The sequence below is a fragment of the Vreelandella arcis genome (assembly GCF_900103865.1).
In the GTDB taxonomy this organism is placed as follows: domain Bacteria; phylum Pseudomonadota; class Gammaproteobacteria; order Pseudomonadales; family Halomonadaceae; genus Vreelandella; species Vreelandella arcis.
On record NZ_FNII01000006.1, the window covers coordinates 19,051 to 38,548 of the forward strand.

Below are 19,498 nucleotides of genomic sequence, written 5' to 3' on the forward strand. Positions count from 1 at the left end.
TTCACTATGACAACTAACAATAATCAATAAAGAGGTGTTCTCATGAACTCATCTAAAGAGACAGGTCCTGACGCAGGGCTTGGCAAGTTCGGCGACCCGGTCGTACTCGGGCTCAGTGGCGGCTTTGTTGTCCTATTCGTAGTGCTTTCTTTAATCGATATCGAAGGTGTCGCTGGGGCGATTTCCGTTGGCTTTGCCTGGACGGCCGCCGTAATGGGATCCTATTTCCAGTTGCTACTGCTACTGACCTTCTTTATCGCCATGGGGTTGGCTGTCTCCCCTGCGGCCAGCGCTAAAGTGGGCGGACTGGATACGCCAGAGTTGAGCACCTTCAAATGGCTTTCCATCATCATGTGTACGTTGTTAGCGGGTGGCGGCGTGTTCTTCGCCGCAGGGGAGCCGGTCTATCACTTTGTGGTCACGCCGCCTGCATTCGATAGCGAAGCAGGGACGGTGGAGGCGGTGGCCGGTGCGTTGGCGCAATCATTCATGCATTGGGGCTTTTTAGCTTGGGCGGTGCTGGGCTCGCTGACGGCCATTGTACTGGCTTACTGGCATTACGACCGCGGGCTGCCGTTACAGCCTCGCACCTTGCTTTACCCGGTGCTCGGCGAGCGTTTGATGCGTAGCTGGGTCGGAGGCGTGGTCGATGCCTGCTGCGTGATTGCCGTCGTGGCGGGCACCGTCGGCCCGATTGGCTTTTTAGCCACCCAGGTCAGTTTCGGCCTGCATGAGTTGTTCGGCCTGAGTGCAGGCTATGCGACTCAGCTCATAATTTTAGTGGTGTTGGGGGCGCTCTATGTGACCTCAGCGGCTACTGGCATTCATCGCGGGATTCAGTTACTCAGCCGGTTCAACGTATTTCTTGCCCTGGCGATCGCGGCGGTGATTTTTATCTTCGGGCCTACGCTATTCTTCACCAATGCTTACCTACAGGGCTTTGGTAAGTACATCAGTTCCTTCTTTGCCATGGCCACCATGACATCAGAAACCGCGCCTGGGTGGTGGATGCAGTGGTGGACCGTGTTCTTCTTTGCCTGGTTTATCGGTTATGGGCCGCTGATGGCGATTTTCGTGGCACGTATTTCTCGTGGCCGCACTATCCGACAGATGATTCTCGCCGTGGCGGTAATGGCGCCTATTGCCACGACTGTCTGGTTTACCCTGCTGGGCGGCGCAGGTATTCATTACCAGTTGACCGGGGCGATTGACCTAGCTGAAGCGCTCAATAACTTCCAGTTTGACGTCGCCACTCTGACCGTTGCTCAGGCGTTACCGGGCGGCATGTTGATGGCCCTGGCGATTCTGCTGCTGACCACCATTTTCGTCGCCACCACAGGTGACTCCATGAGCTATGCGATTGCTGTTGTGTGCACCGGGCATGATGAACCACATACGGCCGTGCGTATTTTCTGGGGCATCACCATGTCGCTGATGGCCGCGATCCTTCTCTACATGGGGTCAGGCCAGATCGGCGTACTGCAGCAATTTATCGTAATTACCGCCATTCCAGTGTCGTTGGTGCTGCTGCCGTCCCTGTGGCTGGGACCACAAGCGGCGTACGCCATGGCGCGTGAGCAGGGTTTGACCACACGCAAGAAGGTAATCGTTAATGAGTAACCGCGAGTGGGCGCTAGCACCACTGGCGCCTCTTTCCCTTCGTCCTGCTGACGACGTCATGCGTCTGGAGCGCTTGGGCAGCTTGCATGCATGCCGACTCAGCTTCGTGCGCACCCTGGTGCGCCAAATGGGTCGCCAGCGTTGGCAGGTAAGTCGAGTACGCTTTGATCTTGATGAAAACGGGTACGGCACCGCTGTCTATCGTTTGCAAACCCCTTATGGACGCTACCACGGCGTCATGTTCGCCCAGGCGCTAGATGATGAGCGTCGCTCTGATCGGGTGATTGCCGAGGCTTGGGATGTCACCTTTGGCATGGTCGAAGGCGACGTGGATGACAGCCTACTGGCTCAGATGGCTGCCAATATCCCGTTGCAAGAAGCAGGGCGTCAGCATCCACGCGTGTTGGTGCTGTCCCGTGCCAATAAAAGTTTGCGTAACTTTGCCCACTTTGTAGAAGCGCTTGCGAGTGGTAAACAGCCTGATCCGGCATGGCTGACGCGCGTTGGTTATCTTTATCGCACTACCGCTGTGTACGGTAATGGCAAGTTTGGCATCGCCGACTTTGCCCGGCTACATGAAAACCCGGATTTTCGTCGCCCTTTCTCTGCGCAAATGGCTGGTGTGTATATGCTGCGGCATTTCTCTATCGAGCAGGTAGAGCACCTTGCGCGTTGCCAATCGCCCGCAACAGCCTGTGAACTAGCCACGGAAATGCGGCGCTATTTGGGGATAGGTAATTCTACTGGTTTGGGGATGGCGCCGTTTTTGATCAATCATCCTCAGCTGATTGCTCAATGGGTCACTCAGCGTGAAACAGCGCTGGCGCTTGCACAGCGTCAGTCGCCTGGTAATGAGGAACGTCAGCGGTTGATCGCGCTGACCCGACGTGCCATGCAGCATCTGTCGGAAACAGTGACCGAAGATGCCGAGCAAAGTGAACGTAATGCGGTCACGGTGGCGGCATTGCCAGATGTGCTGAACTGGTTGGAAAGTGCCCCCTTGGAAGACGATCTATGGCACCAACTGGTTGCCTGGAGCGAAAGGACGCTATCGCTTGAAGCCCAAGAGCTAATCAATACGCTATTGATCGAGCTGTATCCTGAGCAGGTCGACCTGTTGGAAGATCAGATGGGGGTGGATGAAAACCTCGATCTTGAGCCCGATATGCCGTTAATACGCCTACGCCAACTAATGGAGACCTACTATGGCTGGGCACTGGAGCAAGATTACACCAGCCACGATGGTGCTTATTGGTTCTGGTATCGATCGACAGAAAAAGAAGAGCCTCGCCTAGGTATTCGTCACCAAGAACCGGGCGTTGAGAAAGAAGTCCCCATTGCCATGGGGCCCCGAGTCGCGCATAGCCATGCGGCGGTGTGTGTGTATCTAGAGGAGTTGCCACGTGCCAAAGTGGTTGATTTTCTCCTCGCCAAGCCTCGCCATAAAGAAATTATTCGCCGTGTGCAAACGCTGGTGAAAGCTACTTACGGTGATATTCATGCCAACCTTTGGCATCGTGAAATGAAACCGATGCATTTGCTGCGTGCCAAGCTGGCATTTTTTGGGGCCAGCCGGTTCGATCCCAAATCGGATCGCTGGGTGCGGATTACCCTGTTTCAGGGTGCGCCGTTAGTGGAAGAGCTTAACGCCGAGCCAGAAGACCTGGCTCACTTCGATGATTGGAGCTTTCCGTTGGAACCACAGTTTTCCAATGGAACCGTGAATCCTGCGTGTCAATCGCCTCAACATTCGCACGAAAAGTCACTTCACCCACCAGTCGAAGGAGAGAGGTCATCATGAAAGTCTCCTTTAACGAGCTACAAGGGTTATGTAGAAAAGCGTTTACCGGGATTGGGTTTGAAGAAGGTGACGCGGCTGATGCTGCTGACATGGTCGCGTGGATGCAGTGTCATGGCTTTAACGCGATTGACCAGCTGAGTCGTGGACTAGATTTCCTGCTGGAAGAAGACCTCGATGCATTGCCTGAGGTGATTTATCAAGATGGTGATTTGGCCGTTTTGGATGGCCATGGGCAAAGTGTCCTGCGCAGTATCAGCTTGGCCACTGAGTTGGGTTTTGCAAAGGCTCGAGCGCGCGGACTCTCAGTGGTAAAAATTCGAAGATGCCACAATCGCCAGCTGATCATGGGCTATCTGTCGCGTCTGGCTGGACGCGGTATCAATATCACGGCGTTTTGGCGCAATGCCCAGGAGCCACTCACCGAGCAGGTAGTCGGCTTTCGTGCGGGTCATTCAACACCAGAGGTGCGCATTTATGCAGTGCGCGACGTACCTGAAGAGAATGAGCCCAATGATGGTATCACCCTGGTGATGGCCAATCATGTAGAGCTACTTCCGTCCCTGGGAGCTGGCCACGACCTTGATCTGTTGGCTCGTCATTCGGAGTCCGATCTCATGGCGTGCCGTCAGCGGTCTCTGCAGGAAGGTATTGAGGTCGATGAAGCACTTTGGGTACGTTTGAAAACGCTTGCTCATCGAATTCTTGTGGAGTCCTCCGACGCCTCTCGTAGTGGAGCTGGCGCCGGCGTTAACGACAACGACTGACGCGTAACCAAGGAAATTGTAATGATTCAACCGGTAAAAACTAATCTGTATGCAGCAAAAGCCCCTTTAGAGTGGGCCGTGGTTGGTAATGGTATTCTGTTCACAGCACAAATACCTATCGATCCTGATGGCGCTGTGGTTGAAGGGGGCATTGAAGTCCAGACCCGACAGACGTTAGACAATTTGCAACATACCCTGGAAAGCGCCGGTGCCGGGATGAGTCAGCTCACGCAAGTGTTGATCTACGTTACAAAACGTGAGGATCTTGCAACAGTCAACGAAGTTTATGCTAACTATGTTCAAAAGCCTTACCCAAACCGAGCCGCAATCATTGTCTCTGGATTTGCAAGAGAGGAAATGTTGGTAGAAATGGTGGCATATGCAGCTCTTGCTCCCAGCTGGTAGTGAGTGTTCACAATCTGCCTGTCTACTCACTCCTCACATTTGCTGCATGAGAAGTCGGAAGACTCACCCAACGGCAGGAAGCCGACACAGACCTTCAGGACTGAAACCGGCATTTTCTTGCCTACGTATCTTATCGGAACTCGAACATGTGATAAGTAAAGTCTATACTCGCGATTTATTTGGCACCGACTAAGCCTGATTGGAAGGATTCTGAATGACTAAATCAGGACGCTTGCACCGTTCCATCGCCGGGCTCAGCCGGGGGAAAAAGCGCTTCATCATGATAGCGGCCGACCTGGTGGCTTTGCCGTTGGCACTTTGGTCGGCTTATGCACTGCGTTTTGCTGATTGGTGGCCCGAGTACTATATCGAACCTTACTGGTGGCTGTTCCTGATTGTGCCACCGGCAGGCGTTTTCGTGTTTGCTCGGCTGGGGCTTTATCGCGCCGTTGTTCGCTTCATGGGCCCCCAGGCCCTTTGGGCGGTGGTGAAGGGGTCGCTGTTGATGGCGGTGCTGATGTGGGCATCGGCCTTCTTTTATCAGTGGCAACAATTTCCTCGCTCAGTACCGGTTAACTTCGCGTTGGTTACTCTCGTATATGTGGGTGGTACTCGCCTGATTGTGCGTAGTTATTACCATTGGTTGATCAAACACTATACTGAGAAGGAACCCGTTGCCATTTACGGGGCTGGTGGGGCAGGGGCGCAACTAGCGCTGGCACTCTCTAGCGGGCGCGAGTTCTACATTGCCGCCTTCATGGATGACGATCCAGCGCTTTGGGGCAGTACCATCAAGGGTGTGAAGGTTTATAACCCTTCCAATTTTAAGGATTTAGTCGAGCGTTTGGGTATCAAGCGGGTACTGCTTGCTATGCCAACGGCGACCAAGTCGCAGCGTAAGCACGCGCTGGATCAACTTGCCGATTTCCCCGTTCGGGTTCAAACCGTGCCTTCCATGCCTGAGATTATCTCCGGGGTTGCGAATGTTGATCAGCTACGCGAGGTGGAGCTTGAAGATTTGTTGGGCCGTGACCCTGTCCCCCCTCGTCAGGCGCTGATTGATGCCAGCATTCGCAATAAGGTGGTGATGATTACCGGTGCGGGTGGTTCCATTGGCAGCGAGATGTGTCGGCAGGTGATGCGTGGTAGGCCTAAGTCGGTGATCCTGTTTGAAATCAGTGAGTTTGGTCTTTATGCCATTGAGCAAGAGCTTGAAGCGCTTCGCATCGAGATGGGCGAGGCGTTTCCCATCGTGCCGCTGCTGGGGAATGTCTGCGATCGTAATCGGGTCGAGGCGGTTATTCGTCATTATGGAGTGCAGACGCTCTATCATTCTGCTGCTTACAAGCATGTGCCCATTGTGGAAAATAACGTGCTTGAGGGTGTGCGTAACAATGTGCATGGAACCCAGGTCGTCGCCGAAAGCGCCGCCAAGCTGGGTGTCGAACGTTGTGTTTTGATTTCCACCGATAAAGCCGTGCGCCCCACCAATGTGATGGGGGCGACCAAGCGAATGGCCGAGCTAGTACTGCAGGACTTAGCCACGCGCTATGCCTTGAAGGATAATCACAGAACCATTTTTTCCATGGTACGCTTTGGTAACGTGCTGGGTTCCAGTGGCTCAGTGGTACCTCTGTTCCGCCGTCAGATCGAGCAGGGCGGCCCCATCACGGTGACTCATCCAGACATTACTCGCTACTTCATGACCATCCCCGAGGCGGCCTTGCTGGTGATTCAGGCAGGCTCCATGGCCGAAGGTGGAGATGTGTTCGTGCTGGATATGGGGGATTCGGTGAAAATTGTCGACTTGGCAAAGCGGATGATTCAGCTAACAGGCCTTGAAGTAAGAGATGCCGATAACCCCGAGGGCGATATTGAGGTTGTTTTCAGTGGGCTACGACCCGGTGAGAAGCTCTATGAGGAATTGTTGATTGGCGACAACGTAGCTGGGACATTGCACCCCAAAATACTGCGTGCCCATGAAGAGATCCTGCCGCGTCAGGAATTATCCGCACTTTTGAACGAGTTGATTGAGGCGGAAGAAAATCTTGACAGCTACCGCGCCTGTGCGCTGCTAAAGCGGGGGGTCAGCGGCTTCGCCCACAGCGGCGATGTGTGTGATCTTTTACCCAATTACCAGCGCATTGTTCACGAGGCTGAATATCGCCCAGCCAAGCATTGATTCAATAAGCTTCTGATCGCTCAACAAGTTGAACTCTTACAAACCCCTAATCATTAGGGCTTTGTGGGGGTTTGGCTTGTTGGGCGAGAGGTTTAGACAAGGTGATCCAACCTTACATAACAAAGCTTTTGATGCTTCCTTTCTGACGATGCTGGTGTATACATGTGATAGTATCCCGCGCTCAATTAACGTCAGTGTTGGAGTTTCCGTGAGTCAGTCATTTCCTGCTGTTTCCTTTCCCGCTTCTTCCTCATGGTCTTCTCCTTTGTCGATCTATACATCCCTTTCTGCTTTTTTGCTGTGTGCGATAGCGCTAGTCGTGCCAAGCGGTTACTCGCTGGGTGCTGTCATGCTGTTGCTGGGAAGTGTCGTGCTTTTAGTAAAACGCCCGGCGCTTGGTTTGAATCGTCAGGATGCGCTAGTGATGTTGGCCATGGCTGCGTATACGCTGGTGGGGGTGTTGGAGGCATGGTGGGACGGGCAGGGCGTAAGCGGTATGGATAAGCCGCTACGTTTCTTGTTGGCGATACCTGCACTGTTGTTAGTGATGGCTTACCCTCCGCGTCTGGCCTGGTTTTGGGGAGGGGTTACTATTGGCGCGTGTGCTGCCGGCAGTTGGGCGGCATGGTTCAAACTGATAGACGGTGTGGCAAGGCCTAACGGCTATACCAATGCAATCCAGTTTGGCAATTTAAGTATGCTGCTGGGGGTGTTGTGCCTTGCCGGGTTGGGGTGGGCCGCTATTCAGCCGCGTCGTCATTTATGGTACGCGTTATTTATTATCGGGGCGTTTTTGGGGCTCTTGGGTTCACTGCTATCGGGCAGCCGGGGCGGTTGGGTTGGCATTCCTTTTGTACTACTGGTGTTGTTACGTGCCTACGGCGGTTTTGCATCCAAGCGCATGCTTGCGGGGCTTGTAGGCCTCTTGATGGCGGGAGGGCTGAGTGTTTACGCCATTCCTGAGCTGGGCGTGCAAACGCGAGTCAACGAAGCAGTAGAACAAGTTCAGCGTTATGCGTCAGGTGATAGGGCGCCTTCATCTGTTGGTTTAAGATTTGAAATGTGGCGAGGGGCTAGCCATTTGATAGCGGAGAAGCCGATGACTGGCTGGGGCTCAAATGGGTACGAAAAAGGCATGCAAGCATTAGCTGACGAAGGAGTGATCACCGAGCGAGCTGCTGAATATGGCCATGCCCATAATGAGTTTATCGATAGCTTTGCCAAGCGTGGCCTGATTGGATTAGCGGTTCTGCTGGCCGTTTACCTGCTGCCAATGCGCTTTTTTGCCAGGGAAATGGGAGCCGGTGACCTATCTCTGCGCGCCACGGCTACCGCTGGGGTGTTGCTATCGGTGACCTATATTGATTTTAGCCTCACGCAGGGGTTTTTATCCCATAACAGCGGCGTGATGATGTTCGCGTTTTTGCTAGCGGTGCTGTGGGGGATTTATTCCCGCCAGCGGAAGGAGTTGGTTCGCGGGAATTCGCTGCTGTAAGCAGTGGGTTCTTTCAGGCGATTCTTTTTTGTGGCGGGATGATTGCTGATCGCTCAACGAGTTGAGCTCTTACAAAAACCCTCTGCATTGGGCTTTGTGGGGCCGGGTTTGTTGGGCGATTTTTGTTTTAGGGCGGGATAACTGCTGATCGCTCAACAAGTTGAGCTCTTACCAAACCCGCTGCATGCACCCAGCCCATGTAGATACCGTCTCTCGATAACAACCTCCAGCGCCGCGTGCCCCAAGACCGGCCTATCGGCTGGAGGAGGATCAAAATGGCTGATGTCTCTGTCCTTGATGTCCTGCTTTATGGGGAGCCTATCGGCACGCTTACCAATGTTGGCGGAGACCGGACGATTTTTGCCTTTCCGCCGCGAGAACGCCTTGCGGTTCTCGCTTGCAGGGGTACAGCTCAAGTTCTCGGTGGTTCTGGTACCGTCTGGTGGCCTGACAATTCCCGCATCCGGCGTTGGCGGGTCATGGATCGTGCTTCGTTATTGAACGGTTCGACAGGCTGTCTGATGGCAGCGCCGTCCATATCGAGGACTTTACACAGGTCTTTGATGTCTATGCCGAGCAAAAATACAAAACGGCCACCTTGCGCAATATCGCACAGGTACTTGCCGCTGAGACCAGCGACGCCGATATCGCCGAATTCATCCGGCGGCTGGTGTTCTGCGTTCTGACCGGAAACGGCGATATGCACATGAAGAATTGGTCGCTTATTTACCCCGACCGGCGAAACGCTTGTTCTGGATACGGCTCACGAGGCTGTCGCACGCTTCCACCAGCACTGGCAGGCCGAGAAACACAATCTCCCGATGACAAAGCAAGTTCGTGAGGCTATTGAGGCTCATATCAAAAGCCTCCCAATAGCGCAATAAAAAGCGACCATGATCAATAGCGAAGCCACCGGGGGGATGGAGCTCGGAGGTCTAGAAGCCCTGCCAGCTGAACAGGGCTTTGGAAAGGCTTTAATCGGACACCTTTGGATCCAACGTAGTGGAGCAGGCGCAACCTTTTCTGTCATGCATGATTTTCGGAAGGGCCGATGGACTGGCGCGGAAGGAAGGGTGGGGCGAGGGGTTATCGCTGATTGCCGATCACGTGATTTACGCGCGACGGATTAACCCTTAGCCTTGTCTCATTCTGAATCGCCTGAATTCTTGACCGCTCGCGGCCAACCGTCAATATTTTGCCCAAACCACTCCGGCGGGGCCTGACCGAGTGGTGTGTCAGTTCTCGTGAAATGGTGCTTGGGGCACGCCCCAACGGATGCGCGATAGCACGAATCGAGTAGTGGACACGCATCAGCATGATGGCTGCCTTAGCTTCATAAGAAAATTGGCGATAACAGTGAGTCATGGCAACACCCGCCTGATAGGTTAGGTGTTGCACTTCGATTTTGAGGCCGCTTTCCAGTTACTCAGGATTATGCTTAATACCTAAGCATAGATACTTCAGCTCGGTGTACTCGTCGATTCCATAGCGTGAACCCTCACGACCAATGCCCGATGATTTAACGCCGCCGAAAGGCGCTGAAGCAGTTGAGATTAACCCTGTATTGATTCCTACCATGCCATATTCCAACGCTTCCGATACGCGCCATATCCGTGAAGCGCTTTCAGCATAGAAATACGCCGCCAACCCATATTCGGTATCATTTGCCTGGCGAATAACCTCTGCTTCGGTCTCAAACTTAAATACCGGTGCCAATGGACCAAATGTCTCCTCGCGGGCACAGGTCATTTCAGCTGTTACATCAGCAACGACCGTTGGCTCAAACCAGGTGCCGCCTAACGCGTGGCGCTTACCTCCGGTGATTAAGCGTCCGCCTTTATTGAGTGCATCCTGCAAGTGGGCTTCAACTTTCTCTACCGCTTTTTCAGAAATAAGTGGCCCGACTTCAACGCCATCGTCGCTACCTTTACCGACATTCAGTTCACTGGTGCGTTGGGCCAATCGCTCAACAAACGCCTCGTAAACACCGCTTTGTACATAAATACGATTAGCGCAGACACACGTTTGCCCCGCATTACGAAACTTACTGTCCAGTGCCCCGCTTACTGCGTCCTCAATATCGGCGTCGTCAAATACGATAAACGGAGCATTACCGCCAAGCTCAAGTGATACCTTTTTTACTGTTGGAGCACAGGCGGCCATTAAATGCGCGCCCACCGAAGTAGAGCCGGTAAAACTCAGTTTGCGTACAATCGGGCTGTCTGTGAGCACAGGGCCAATCGTTTTGGCCTCACCGGTAACAATATTAATAACTCCCGCAGGAATGCCCGCTTGCTCGGCTAACGCTGCTAGCGCAAGCGCCGTTAACGGGGTTTCCATGGCGGGTTTAACAATAATCGTGCAACCCGCCGCTAAGGCAGGCGCCACCTTGCGGGTAATCATAGCCGCAGGAAAGTTCCAAGGGGTAATCGCTGCACATACGCCCACTGGCTCACGCGTTACAATGATACGTTTGTCATTAGCATGACCGGGAATCGTGTCACCGTATAAACGCTTCGCCTCCTCAGCGAACCACTCGATAAAGCTGGCCGCATAGGCAATTTCGCCGCGCGCCTCTTTTAATGGTTTCCCTTGCTCCAGGGTCATTAACTCACCCAGCGCGGCCTCATTATCTATAATCAGTGCGTGCCAGCGTTTTAAAAGCTGCGACCGTTCCGCCGCGGTTTTGGCGCGCCATGCAGGCAATGCTGCATTAGCAGCTTCGATGGCCTGAGCAACTTGCTCTGCGTTCAAGCTTGGGACGTGGCCAAGCGTCTCATTGCTAGCTGGGTCGGTTACCGTGACGCTACTGCCATCAGTTGCATCCACCCACTTGCCATTGATATACGCGGATTGTTTAAAAAACGATTGTTTTGAGATATGCATTCTATTGTCCATATTTAAGTACATATTAGTGAGTCGTTTGGTGCCAACGTCGCTGTTTTTTGACCAACGTAGATTGGTCTATACCCAATGCAGCGGCGGCCGCTCGGGTAGTGCCATGGCGAGTAAGCGCTTGAAGAATTAATTGCTTTTCAAACTGCATAACCTGCTGGCGAAGATCGCCACTTGCGGGCTCTTGGCTAAACGGCGTGCTTGGGAATACTTCGTTCGGCAGAGCCGTTGTGGTTATCTCCTCGTATAAAGCCGTAACGGCTAAACGCTCGGTTAAGTTGATCAGTTCACGGATATTGCCAGGCCACGAGTAGTTCGAAAGTAACTCCAACGCCTCTGGGGACCAGCACCTTTGAACCTCGTGTAACTGATTAAAATAGTCTAAGTAATAGTTCAGTAATGGGATCACCTCATCGCGCCGTTGCCGTAAAGGGGGCAGCCATAGCGGCACCACGCTAATGCGATAAAATAGATCTTCGCGAAAAAAACCGTGCTTTACCCGGTCGTTTAAATCCTGATGAGTAGCGGTAATCAGGCGTACGTTGGCATGACGAAAGGTCGTCCCGCCTACTGGCAAATAGCGGTTTTCTTCCACCACTTTGAGTAGTTTTACCTGCAATGCAAGTGGTAAATCACCAATTTCATCCAGAAAAAGCGTACCGCCATGAGCCACATCCAATAGCCCCTGTTTACCTCTAGGGGCCGCCCCAGTAAACGCTCCTGCGGCATAACCAAACAGCTCAGCCTCCAATAACCCTTCCGGAAATGCCGTACAGTTAAGCTCCATAAACGGACCATCTGCACGCTCGCTCTGCTGATGAATATACCTGGCCAACAACGTTTTACCGGTACCTGTTTCACCTTGAATCAAGATTTTTGCGGTAGATTTTGCAACTCGCTTAGCAAGCGCAAAGCAGGGCTCTGTTTGCTGACTGGTGATCACTCCCGGGGCACTCAGCGCCTTTACCTCGGGCACTTGATACGCCTCGCGAATTCGTTGGATTTGCTCTAGCTGTTCTTGGGCATGTTTCGCCAGTAGCAGCTCGGTAATATCCCGCACGTTGGTAACGACATAGGCAATTGAGCCATCGGCACTGAACATGGGCGTCCCAGTCACCACGATCTTGCGGCTGTCGTGGATAGTCTGCACCAGCGTAATTGGGCGGCGTTCACGGATCACTTCCAACGAGGCCGATTTAGAGATAAGCCCCGCCTTCACCAAGTCCGCCATATGAAAGCCCACCACCTTATCTCGCGAAATACCGGTGATACGTTCATATGCTTTATTGATCGTCACCGTAATACCATTGGCATCGGTGACATAAACCCCGTCATGCAAAGCATCCAACAGTGAGCGCATAGGCTCCTGGTCGAAACCAAACGCATCAACGTTTTTCACCTCCCCGGACGGTAGCATGCCCGTCACACGGTAGCGCATACACTCGCCCACCAGTTGACCTAACGCTGCATTGTGCTGCGCTTTTTCAATATCAGTGCGGGTTAACACCCCAATTACTTGCCCTTGGGTATTAAAAACTTCTACTGCATCCGTACCGTGTAAATCAAAAAGCGGCAGGGCGGTTTCAAGTGAAAGAGACTCTTCGATCCGTTGCATAACAGTTCCCCTGATAGGCTACCCCCGCTTTCACTACGGGGGTAGCGTTTCAGCCACTATAGAGCTTTAGGCTGTTATTTGCGCAACGGGACTGCCGGTTCAGGGTTCGTCTCTGAAGTCGAGGCCTCGTCCAAATCCTTAACGAAGGTTTTATCCACCTCACCGGAGAAGAAGCGTTTTCCATAAATTAATGCGCAAAGCAAAATGCCTACCCCGAAGGCCCAGGTAGCGCTTTTTATCACCAGCATGGCGGCAATAATCCCTGCGATACCCAAGTCCCGCTGGCTGCGCGCTTCCATAATGCCAATGCGCACACTGACATAGCCTTGAATCAACAGTGTTAGCGCCAGTGCAATACCCAGGATAGGTTCCACCAGACTCACGATCGGCAGCAATAACAAGCCAGTATTGGTGCCCCAGCGAAACGAGCCTGAGCCGCCGAAGATAGAGTTCATCGCCGCTTTACCCTGCTTATAGCGCTCTACCGTTACAACATGCATCGCTGCCCACAATGGGCCACACATGACCACATCGGGACCAAAAATACTCATCCAAAAGTTACGCCCACCAAAAATCATATGGGCGCGGTTAGGGTTATAGTCAATTTTTTCATCCTGGCGCTTCTCATCAGCCTCTTCCAATAGCGCCTTGCTTTGAAGCACATCGCCGAATAGCACAATATAGGCCGCAATAACGGTAGGAATCGCTGTGACAAACATCATCAAAGGCGGTAAGCCAACACCAAATACCGTGTATTCGCTGAACATCAACGCAAAATCGGGCTGACTAAACCCCCACTCAACGTCTGGCCAAGGCGCTTCACCAAACACCGGGGCCACCACAATCGCCAGTACGATGATCGGGAAAATGCCCAATTTACCAATAGTGCCCCACAAGCCTCCTTGCGCTTTAAGCTTGTTGAAATGGCGCGAGAAAATCAGATAAAAAGCGACCCCCACGGCAATCGCAATAGTAAAGGGGTACTGCTCAAAACGGCCGCCTTCATCAAACACCACTACAATTGCGGCTAGGCCCGCGCCCATAATAACCCCTGCTTTAATGGCTGAAGGGATGAGCCGCACCACTTTACTGGCCATACCGGTTACCCCCAGGCCCAGAGCCAGCGCCCCCAGCATCATTTGAAAGGCAATTAGCGCATGAACTCTGTCCACCCCTTCGGGAAAGGTCGACACATAAGCCATCAGCAGCGGGATAGCAGGGGTAATCCACCCAGGAATGACCGGGTCACCTAGTAGGTGATGCACCAAATAGAGCAGGCCATTTAAAATGACGATGGCCAACGCAGCTTCAAACGGCATCCCCAGTAGCTGCATCATCAATGGGATAGCGGCGAGATCCACCGCACACATCAACAGCCCTTGAAGGTAATCTGGCAGTTCAAAACGATAATGGTAAAACGGTAGGCGTACTTTAAACGGCCCTAGTGGGGTGTACGGGCTCTCTTCACCGTCAACGCGATGCTTCCAAGCGCTCATGGCATGAACTCCTGTTTTAAAGTTATTAGTATGTTTAATAAACGTTTTGTAGTTATTCAGTATTAATAAGCGGCGTGGTAAATAGCCTCAACATCCGCAAGCGTTAAGACCCGCGGATTATTCCTCAGCAAACGTTCCACCTTAATGGCCTCGGCTGCTAATTCAGGAATGTCGGCTTCAGGAATATCAAACGAGCGTAAACCGGAAGGAATCTCCACATCAGCGCAAAGTTTATGCATACGCTTGATAACTGCATTGGCTACTTCATCATCGGAAAGCCCAGCCACGGGTTCATCAAACGCCACCGCAATGCCCTGAAAGCGTTCAACGCACGCAAGCTTGTTCCACTCCATCACAAAGGGCAGTAACAGCGAATTAGTCACGCCATGGGCCAAGTGGTAACGCCCACCTAACGGATACGCCAACGCATGGACTGCCCCCACCCCGGCATTACCAAACGCCAGACCTGCCAGCAGGCTACCGGTGGCCATATCCTCACGGGCTTGAAGATGATTGGGGTTGGCAAACGCCTTAGGAAGCGCATGCACAATTAAGTTCATAGCCTTAACGGCTAATGCGTCGGTAATCGGCGTGGCAAAGTTAGACAGATACGCCTCAACCGCATGAACCAGCGCATCCACACCACTGGCCGCCGTTACAGAACGCGGGCAACTCAGCGTTAACTCAGGCGCCACAATGGCGACATCAGGTAGTAAGCAGTCACTAACAATGCCCTTCTTCATCTGCTGGGCTTTATCCGACAGGATCGCGATGTTGGTGACTTCAGAACCAGTGCCCGCTGTAGTAGGCATGGCGATTAAAGGTATTTCGCGTTGAGCAACCTTATTCTCACCAAATAATTCTTCAAGCGGACCATTGTAGTCGGCATATACCGCCACACATTTAGCAATATCCATTGCACTTCCGCCGCCCACGGCGATAACGCTATCGTGCTTTCCAGCATTGAAAGCGCGGGTACACATTTCAACCACTTCAACTTCGGGCTCGGGCGTTACCTGATCAAACATCCCATAGGTCACATTTAGCGCTATGAGTTGTTCGGTAATAATATCAAGCGTGCCTGAGGCTACCACGCCACTATCGGTAACAATTAAGGGGTGCTGCATACCCAGCGATTGAACATATAGCTGCAATTGCTGTGCAGCCCCATGGCCGGTAACCAACTTGCCGGCACTTTTAAAGCTGCTTACTTGCTTAAGGCTACTTAACTGCATTAGGCGTTTCCTATTGACGTATATTTGTTTGTTTTGCTAGCGCCATCAATTCATAGGCGATTTCGATGGCTATAACTAAACAAGCAACAACCGTGCCAATGGGTTATTTTATATAAATTACTGTTTTGTATGTAAAAAATGCTAATTAGATAAAGTGGCATTGAATTGATAAAGAAAAAAATCATCAGTGCTAGGTTTCTGATGATATTTTTCATCAATATAATTCTGGATCTGTGTTTGAAGCTGAAACTATCTCTACCCCGGTTACCATGTAATTGTGACCACTTGCATTTCCATTCTCGACTTGCTTGACGGCTGATGAACCGTCTATCGATCTCTTAGGTCTTCGGTTATAGGCCGTTTTACGACTCTTTCAGTGTCAGACTTAAACCCGCCTCAATCATCAGGGTGCCGAATGGGTGTATTGAACCGTGGGATTGTCGGTACTGACCTACTTCTTCAACGTCACCAAGCCACTTGATAGCCGGTTAGTCTATTCCTTATCCGACTCACGACTCGTCTATTCATACCTTATAAGCATCATGTCGAGCCGCGTCCGACGACCTTCGTTTTGACCGCTCTGTTTGCTGATTGGTTTGTGTGATACCGAGTGTCAAGCCAGGGATGTCAGCCGAGGCTGTCTCTTCAGCAAGCTCGGCCACCATTTGTCGGTTGCATCACCGAGGTGCTCCGTGATGCGACGGATGTGCAGCGATAACGTAACCGCGACCTTCAGCACCTGCTCGTGCATCCGTATCAGGCTCCCCTGGTGCGTCCGGCTGTCCAGCAGGTACTGCAGCCCAGGCAGGATCTGGTAGGCGAGAGGCTCAGCAGCAGGCTTAATTCGTTGCGACCACACGTCCTGGATCGTGGAGTCGCGGCGACCTGTCGGCGATACCACGCATCAGCAAAATGTCTGTGTGGGTGGAAGCATATCCACATGGCGCCGCAGAAAAGATACAGCGTCAAGGATGTGCCACAGACGGCTGGCTAGCAGTTGGGCGCTAGCGTTGGGGTAGGCGATTTTGGGGGAGCATTTTTTTACAGCTTTTATGGGCAGGCAACTTGCACTTACCCTACCGTAACGCCACCACAAACGAAAAGTGTCTGGCCAGTGATGAATCCACTACGCTCGTCGCAGAAGAAGCTTACCGCCTGGGCTACATCTTCAGGCTGGCCCATGCGTTTTAACGGAATATTTTCGACTATGCGTCGGGCACGCTCAGAATCGGGTGGATTGTTTTGCCAGAAAGCGCTGGTGGCTATAGGCCCAGGCGCAACGCAATTCACGGTAATGCCGTGGTCAGCGAGTTCCAGCGCCCATGTTCGGGCCATGGATTGCAGCGCTCCTTTTGTGGCGCTGTATATGGTGCGCGCTTCTTTTCCAAGTACCACTCGGCTCGTGTTCAGGACGATCCGACCCTTACCGTTCGCCTTCATATTAGGCAATAGCGACTGAGTACAGATCAGTGCCGAACGCACATTCAGATGCATTAGTTTGTCAAAGTCTTCAAGCTGTGCTTCCTCAATCAGCGCCGGGGCAACAATGCCGACATTGTTGATCAGTCGTGTCACCTGAAAACACTCGGCAATTTCCGACATGACACGGCGAGTAGCCTCGGCATCAGAAAGGTCGACTTGGTAGGAATCCGCTTGCAGGGATTGCGCTTCGGGTTCGACGATATCCACCACGACCACGCGATAGCCATCTTGCTGTAAACGCAAGGCGATCGCCTGGCCGATGTTTCTCGCACCGCCAGTCACCACGGCGCAGTGGCTTTGATTTGCTTGGCTTTGAGCGGCGTCTTGGCTCATAGGGGGGTCCTCGGCATAGGCATGGTGATTGAGTATGAAGGTGGCAGGCACGGCAGCCTCGCTGACAGATCAGCGAGGCGATGAGGCTTTGGTTATGAGTCGTCCTCACGTATTGACGAGGGATGGCGGCATAGCGGCTTTACCTGGATATCCATGTAGGGAAACAGGGGTAAGCCGCTGATGATTTCTTGCAGTTCGTCGTTGTCATTGACGTCGAAGATGCTGACGTTGGCGTAACTGCCGGCGACTCGCCAGAGATGGCGCCATTTACCCTGTCGTTGTAGCTCCTGTGAGTAGGCTTTCTCTCTTGCTTTGATGTCAGCCACTTGCTCTGTCGGCATGTCGGGCGGGAGCTTTACTACCATTTCTACATGAAACAACATCGTCTTCCTCCAATGTATTGTCGCGACAAGATTGTCCCTGCCCTAAAGGGTGTTCTTTCGGTTCAGGTAGGCCTGCCGCCAACGCACGATCTTGACCTCGTCGAATAGCGCCGCCTGGTGGAATGGGTCGCCCTTGATGAAGCGCTCTGCTTCCTCGCGGCTGTCCAGGTCGAGCAGGTAGATGCCGCCTGAGGCCGTTTCACCGTTATCGGAGAGCTTGGCCCCACAGGCCAGCAGAATATCCACGTTGGCATTCAGGTAATCTAGATGTTGTTGACGTACCTCCAGGCGCAGGGCCTGGAGGTCGGGCTTGTCGAAGGTCTCGATCAAAAAAGGCATTTGCAAACCTCTGTTAATAAACGTGGTTAAGCGCCGAGGTAGCCCCAAATAAGCATGGCGCTACCGTAGATGATTCCCAGGTAGATCAGGATCAACACCATGTAGCCCATCACATCGCGCAACTTCAAGCCGGAAATGGCCAGCACCGGGAGGATCCAGAATGGCTGGATCATGTTGCTCCACTGGTCGCCAATCTGCACCGCGAGCGCTGTGGCCGCTTGAGAAGCGCCAATTTCTGTGGCGGCTTGCACCATGACCGGACCCTGAACCGCCCACTGACCGCCACCGGATGGTGCCAGCAGGTTGATGATAGCGCCGCTGATGAACGACCAGATAGGCAAGGTTTGTGCACTGGAGATATCAACGAATGTATTAGCAAACGAAACCACCAGGCCTGAGCTCACCAGAATTCCCATGATCCCGGCGTAGAAGGGGTATTGCACGATGATACCCGAGACGATACGGATCCCGTCAGCCAGTGCGGCCAAGTAGTTGGCTGGTGATGCAAAAAGGAGTATCCCTAGGAATAGAAAGGCAAAGTTGACCGTGTTGAGGTTCAGCGAGCCGCCGTCGACTGCGTACAGCGCTATATACAGCATGCCCAGCAAACCGATGCCGATACCTACCGCCCGGCTGCGATTCAAGCGCTCTGCAATGGTGACTTTCTTGTCTCCGGGTAAGGGTGCTGCAGAAGGTTTTGCGACACTGCTTGGGTCGATTTCCACGATATCCTTATCCAGCTTGGGGTGTAGCCAAGCATTGAAGAAAGGCAATGTGAGCAGAATCAGAGCGCTGGTGATTAAGAGAATGGGCGAGAAAATCGTTTCGCTTAATGGAATCAGGCCGATGGCATCTTGAAGAAAATGTCCCTCAGTGGCGATCAGCAGCGGGACGCTACCGGACAGGCCGATGCCATAAAGGGCGAAGCCCGAGTACGCCGCGGCGATTACAAGGGGGTAGTGTAAGCCTTTTACGTTGAGCGCCAGCTTCTGAGCAACGATGCCGCCTATTACCAAGCCGAAGCCCCAGTTTAACCAGCTGCCAATGCCGCCAACCAAGGTGGCGACGACAATCGCCATGAACGGTGTCTTGACGCGTGCGGCGAGACGGTTGAGAGCACCATCCACCAAAGGCGTCTTGGCGAGGATATAGCCTGCCAGAAGGATGACCGTCATCTGCATGCTGAAGGCCAGCAAATCCCAGAAGCCGTCGCCCCAGTAACGCACCGCATTCAGTGGGCTAGTGCCTTGCATGAGCACCGCCAGCAGCATAGTAAGTACGGTCAGGAGGATAGCAATGACTAGGGGGTCTGGCATGTACCGATTAACGAGCCTGGTGAAGAAATTTGCCAGCGCATTCATAGGAAGAGGCCTCTTATTGTAGGTGTGTTTATCATGGTCTATTGTGTGCGCATAGCGTACACAAGTTCGTTTATTCTCTTATATTTAACCTG

The 19,498-nt window shown here is 52.8% G+C and carries 16 protein-coding genes and 2 pseudogenes; 8 read left to right on the top strand and 10 right to left on the bottom strand.

Going from position 1 to position 19,498, the window contains the following annotated elements; translation table 11 throughout:
- Nucleotides 1–42 precede the first annotated feature (42 nt).
- The 8 genes from BLR97_RS08355 (at nt 43) to BLR97_RS19925 (ending at nt 9,108) form a co-directional block, all read left to right on the top strand.
- Complete coding sequence (locus tag BLR97_RS08355; protein WP_089704843.1) at nt 43–1,620, top strand: BCCT family transporter; 1,578 nt, start codon at nt 43–45, stop codon at nt 1,618–1,620.
- Nucleotides 1,613–3,421 (top strand): hypothetical protein, encoded by a 1,809-nt coding sequence (locus BLR97_RS08360; protein ID WP_089704846.1) that lies wholly within the window; start codon nt 1,613–1,615, stop codon nt 3,419–3,421. The genes BLR97_RS08355 and BLR97_RS08360 overlap by 8 nt, the downstream gene beginning before the upstream one ends.
- Entirely contained in the window at nt 3,418–4,185 is a 768-nt protein-coding gene (locus BLR97_RS08365; protein WP_089704848.1) for a DUF3726 domain-containing protein, read from the top strand. The genes BLR97_RS08360 and BLR97_RS08365 overlap by 4 nt, the downstream gene beginning before the upstream one ends.
- Nucleotides 4,186–4,206: 21 nt before the next feature.
- Complete coding sequence (locus BLR97_RS08370; RefSeq protein ID WP_089704851.1) at nt 4,207–4,590, top strand: RidA family protein; 384 nt, start codon at nt 4,207–4,209, stop codon at nt 4,588–4,590.
- A gap of 214 nt (nt 4,591–4,804) precedes the next feature.
- Entirely contained in the window at nt 4,805–6,772 is a 1,968-nt protein-coding gene (locus BLR97_RS08375; protein ID WP_089704854.1) for a polysaccharide biosynthesis protein, read from the top strand.
- Nucleotides 6,773–6,980: 208 nt separating this feature from the next.
- Nucleotides 6,981–8,267: an O-antigen ligase family protein gene (locus BLR97_RS08380; RefSeq protein ID WP_244511263.1), complete on the top strand. Its 1,287-nt coding sequence runs from the start codon at nt 6,981–6,983 to the stop codon at nt 8,265–8,267.
- Nucleotides 8,268–8,549: 282 nt separating this feature from the next.
- Nucleotides 8,550–8,768: a hypothetical protein gene (locus BLR97_RS19920; protein WP_244511264.1), complete on the top strand. Its 219-nt coding sequence runs from the start codon at nt 8,550–8,552 to the stop codon at nt 8,766–8,768.
- Nucleotides 8,737–9,108 (top strand): HipA domain-containing protein, encoded by a 372-nt coding sequence (locus tag BLR97_RS19925; RefSeq protein WP_244511265.1) that lies wholly within the window; start codon nt 8,737–8,739, stop codon nt 9,106–9,108. Before BLR97_RS19920 ends, BLR97_RS19925 begins: the two co-directional genes overlap by 32 nt.
- A 365-nt stretch (nt 9,109–9,473) precedes the next feature.
- Here BLR97_RS19925 and BLR97_RS20155 read toward each other — a convergent pair.
- The 10 genes and pseudogenes from BLR97_RS20155 to BLR97_RS08435 form a co-directional block, all read right to left on the bottom strand.
- Nucleotides 9,474–9,632: pseudogene (locus tag BLR97_RS20155) on the bottom strand (helix-turn-helix domain-containing protein); the annotation flags it as partial.
- 57 nt (nt 9,633–9,689) lie between these two features.
- Nucleotides 9,690–11,153 carry an NAD-dependent succinate-semialdehyde dehydrogenase gene (locus tag BLR97_RS08395; protein WP_089704856.1) on the bottom strand — a complete coding sequence of 488 codons (1,464 nt, stop codon included), beginning with the start codon at nt 11,151–11,153 and terminating at the stop codon, nt 9,690–9,692.
- 25 nt (nt 11,154–11,178) lie between these two features.
- Nucleotides 11,179–12,777 carry a sigma 54-interacting transcriptional regulator gene (locus BLR97_RS08400; RefSeq protein ID WP_089704859.1) on the bottom strand — a complete coding sequence of 533 codons (1,599 nt, stop codon included), beginning with the start codon at nt 12,775–12,777 and terminating at the stop codon, nt 11,179–11,181.
- A 74-nt stretch (nt 12,778–12,851) separates the two neighbouring features.
- A complete protein-coding gene (locus tag BLR97_RS08405; RefSeq protein ID WP_089704862.1) occupies nt 12,852–14,273 on the bottom strand; it encodes a permease family protein in 1,422 nt (473 codons plus the stop codon).
- A gap of 62 nt (nt 14,274–14,335) precedes the next feature.
- Nucleotides 14,336–15,508 carry an iron-containing alcohol dehydrogenase gene (locus tag BLR97_RS08410; protein WP_089704865.1) on the bottom strand — a complete coding sequence of 391 codons (1,173 nt, stop codon included), beginning with the start codon at nt 15,506–15,508 and terminating at the stop codon, nt 14,336–14,338.
- Between the two features lie 613 nt (nt 15,509–16,121).
- A pseudogene (locus BLR97_RS20160) lies at nt 16,122–16,406 on the bottom strand (IS1380 family transposase); the annotation flags it as partial.
- Between the two features lie 173 nt (nt 16,407–16,579).
- Nucleotides 16,580–17,323: an SDR family NAD(P)-dependent oxidoreductase gene (locus tag BLR97_RS08420; protein ID WP_089704872.1), complete on the bottom strand. Its 744-nt coding sequence runs from the start codon at nt 17,321–17,323 to the stop codon at nt 16,580–16,582.
- Nucleotides 17,324–17,415: 92 nt separating this feature from the next.
- Nucleotides 17,416–17,706 carry a muconolactone Delta-isomerase gene (catC, locus tag BLR97_RS08425; RefSeq protein WP_089704875.1) on the bottom strand — a complete coding sequence of 97 codons (291 nt, stop codon included), beginning with the start codon at nt 17,704–17,706 and terminating at the stop codon, nt 17,416–17,418.
- Nucleotides 17,707–17,748: 42 nt separating this feature from the next.
- On the bottom strand, nt 17,749–18,045 hold the full coding sequence (locus BLR97_RS08430) for a YciI family protein (protein ID WP_089704878.1): 297 nt from the start codon (nt 18,043–18,045) through the stop codon (nt 17,749–17,751).
- 26 nt (nt 18,046–18,071) lie between these two features.
- Nucleotides 18,072–19,406, bottom strand: a complete 1,335-nt coding sequence (locus tag BLR97_RS08435) for a short-chain fatty acid transporter (RefSeq protein ID WP_089704881.1) — start codon at nt 19,404–19,406, stop codon at nt 18,072–18,074.
- Between the last annotated feature and the right edge of the window lie 92 nt (nt 19,407–19,498).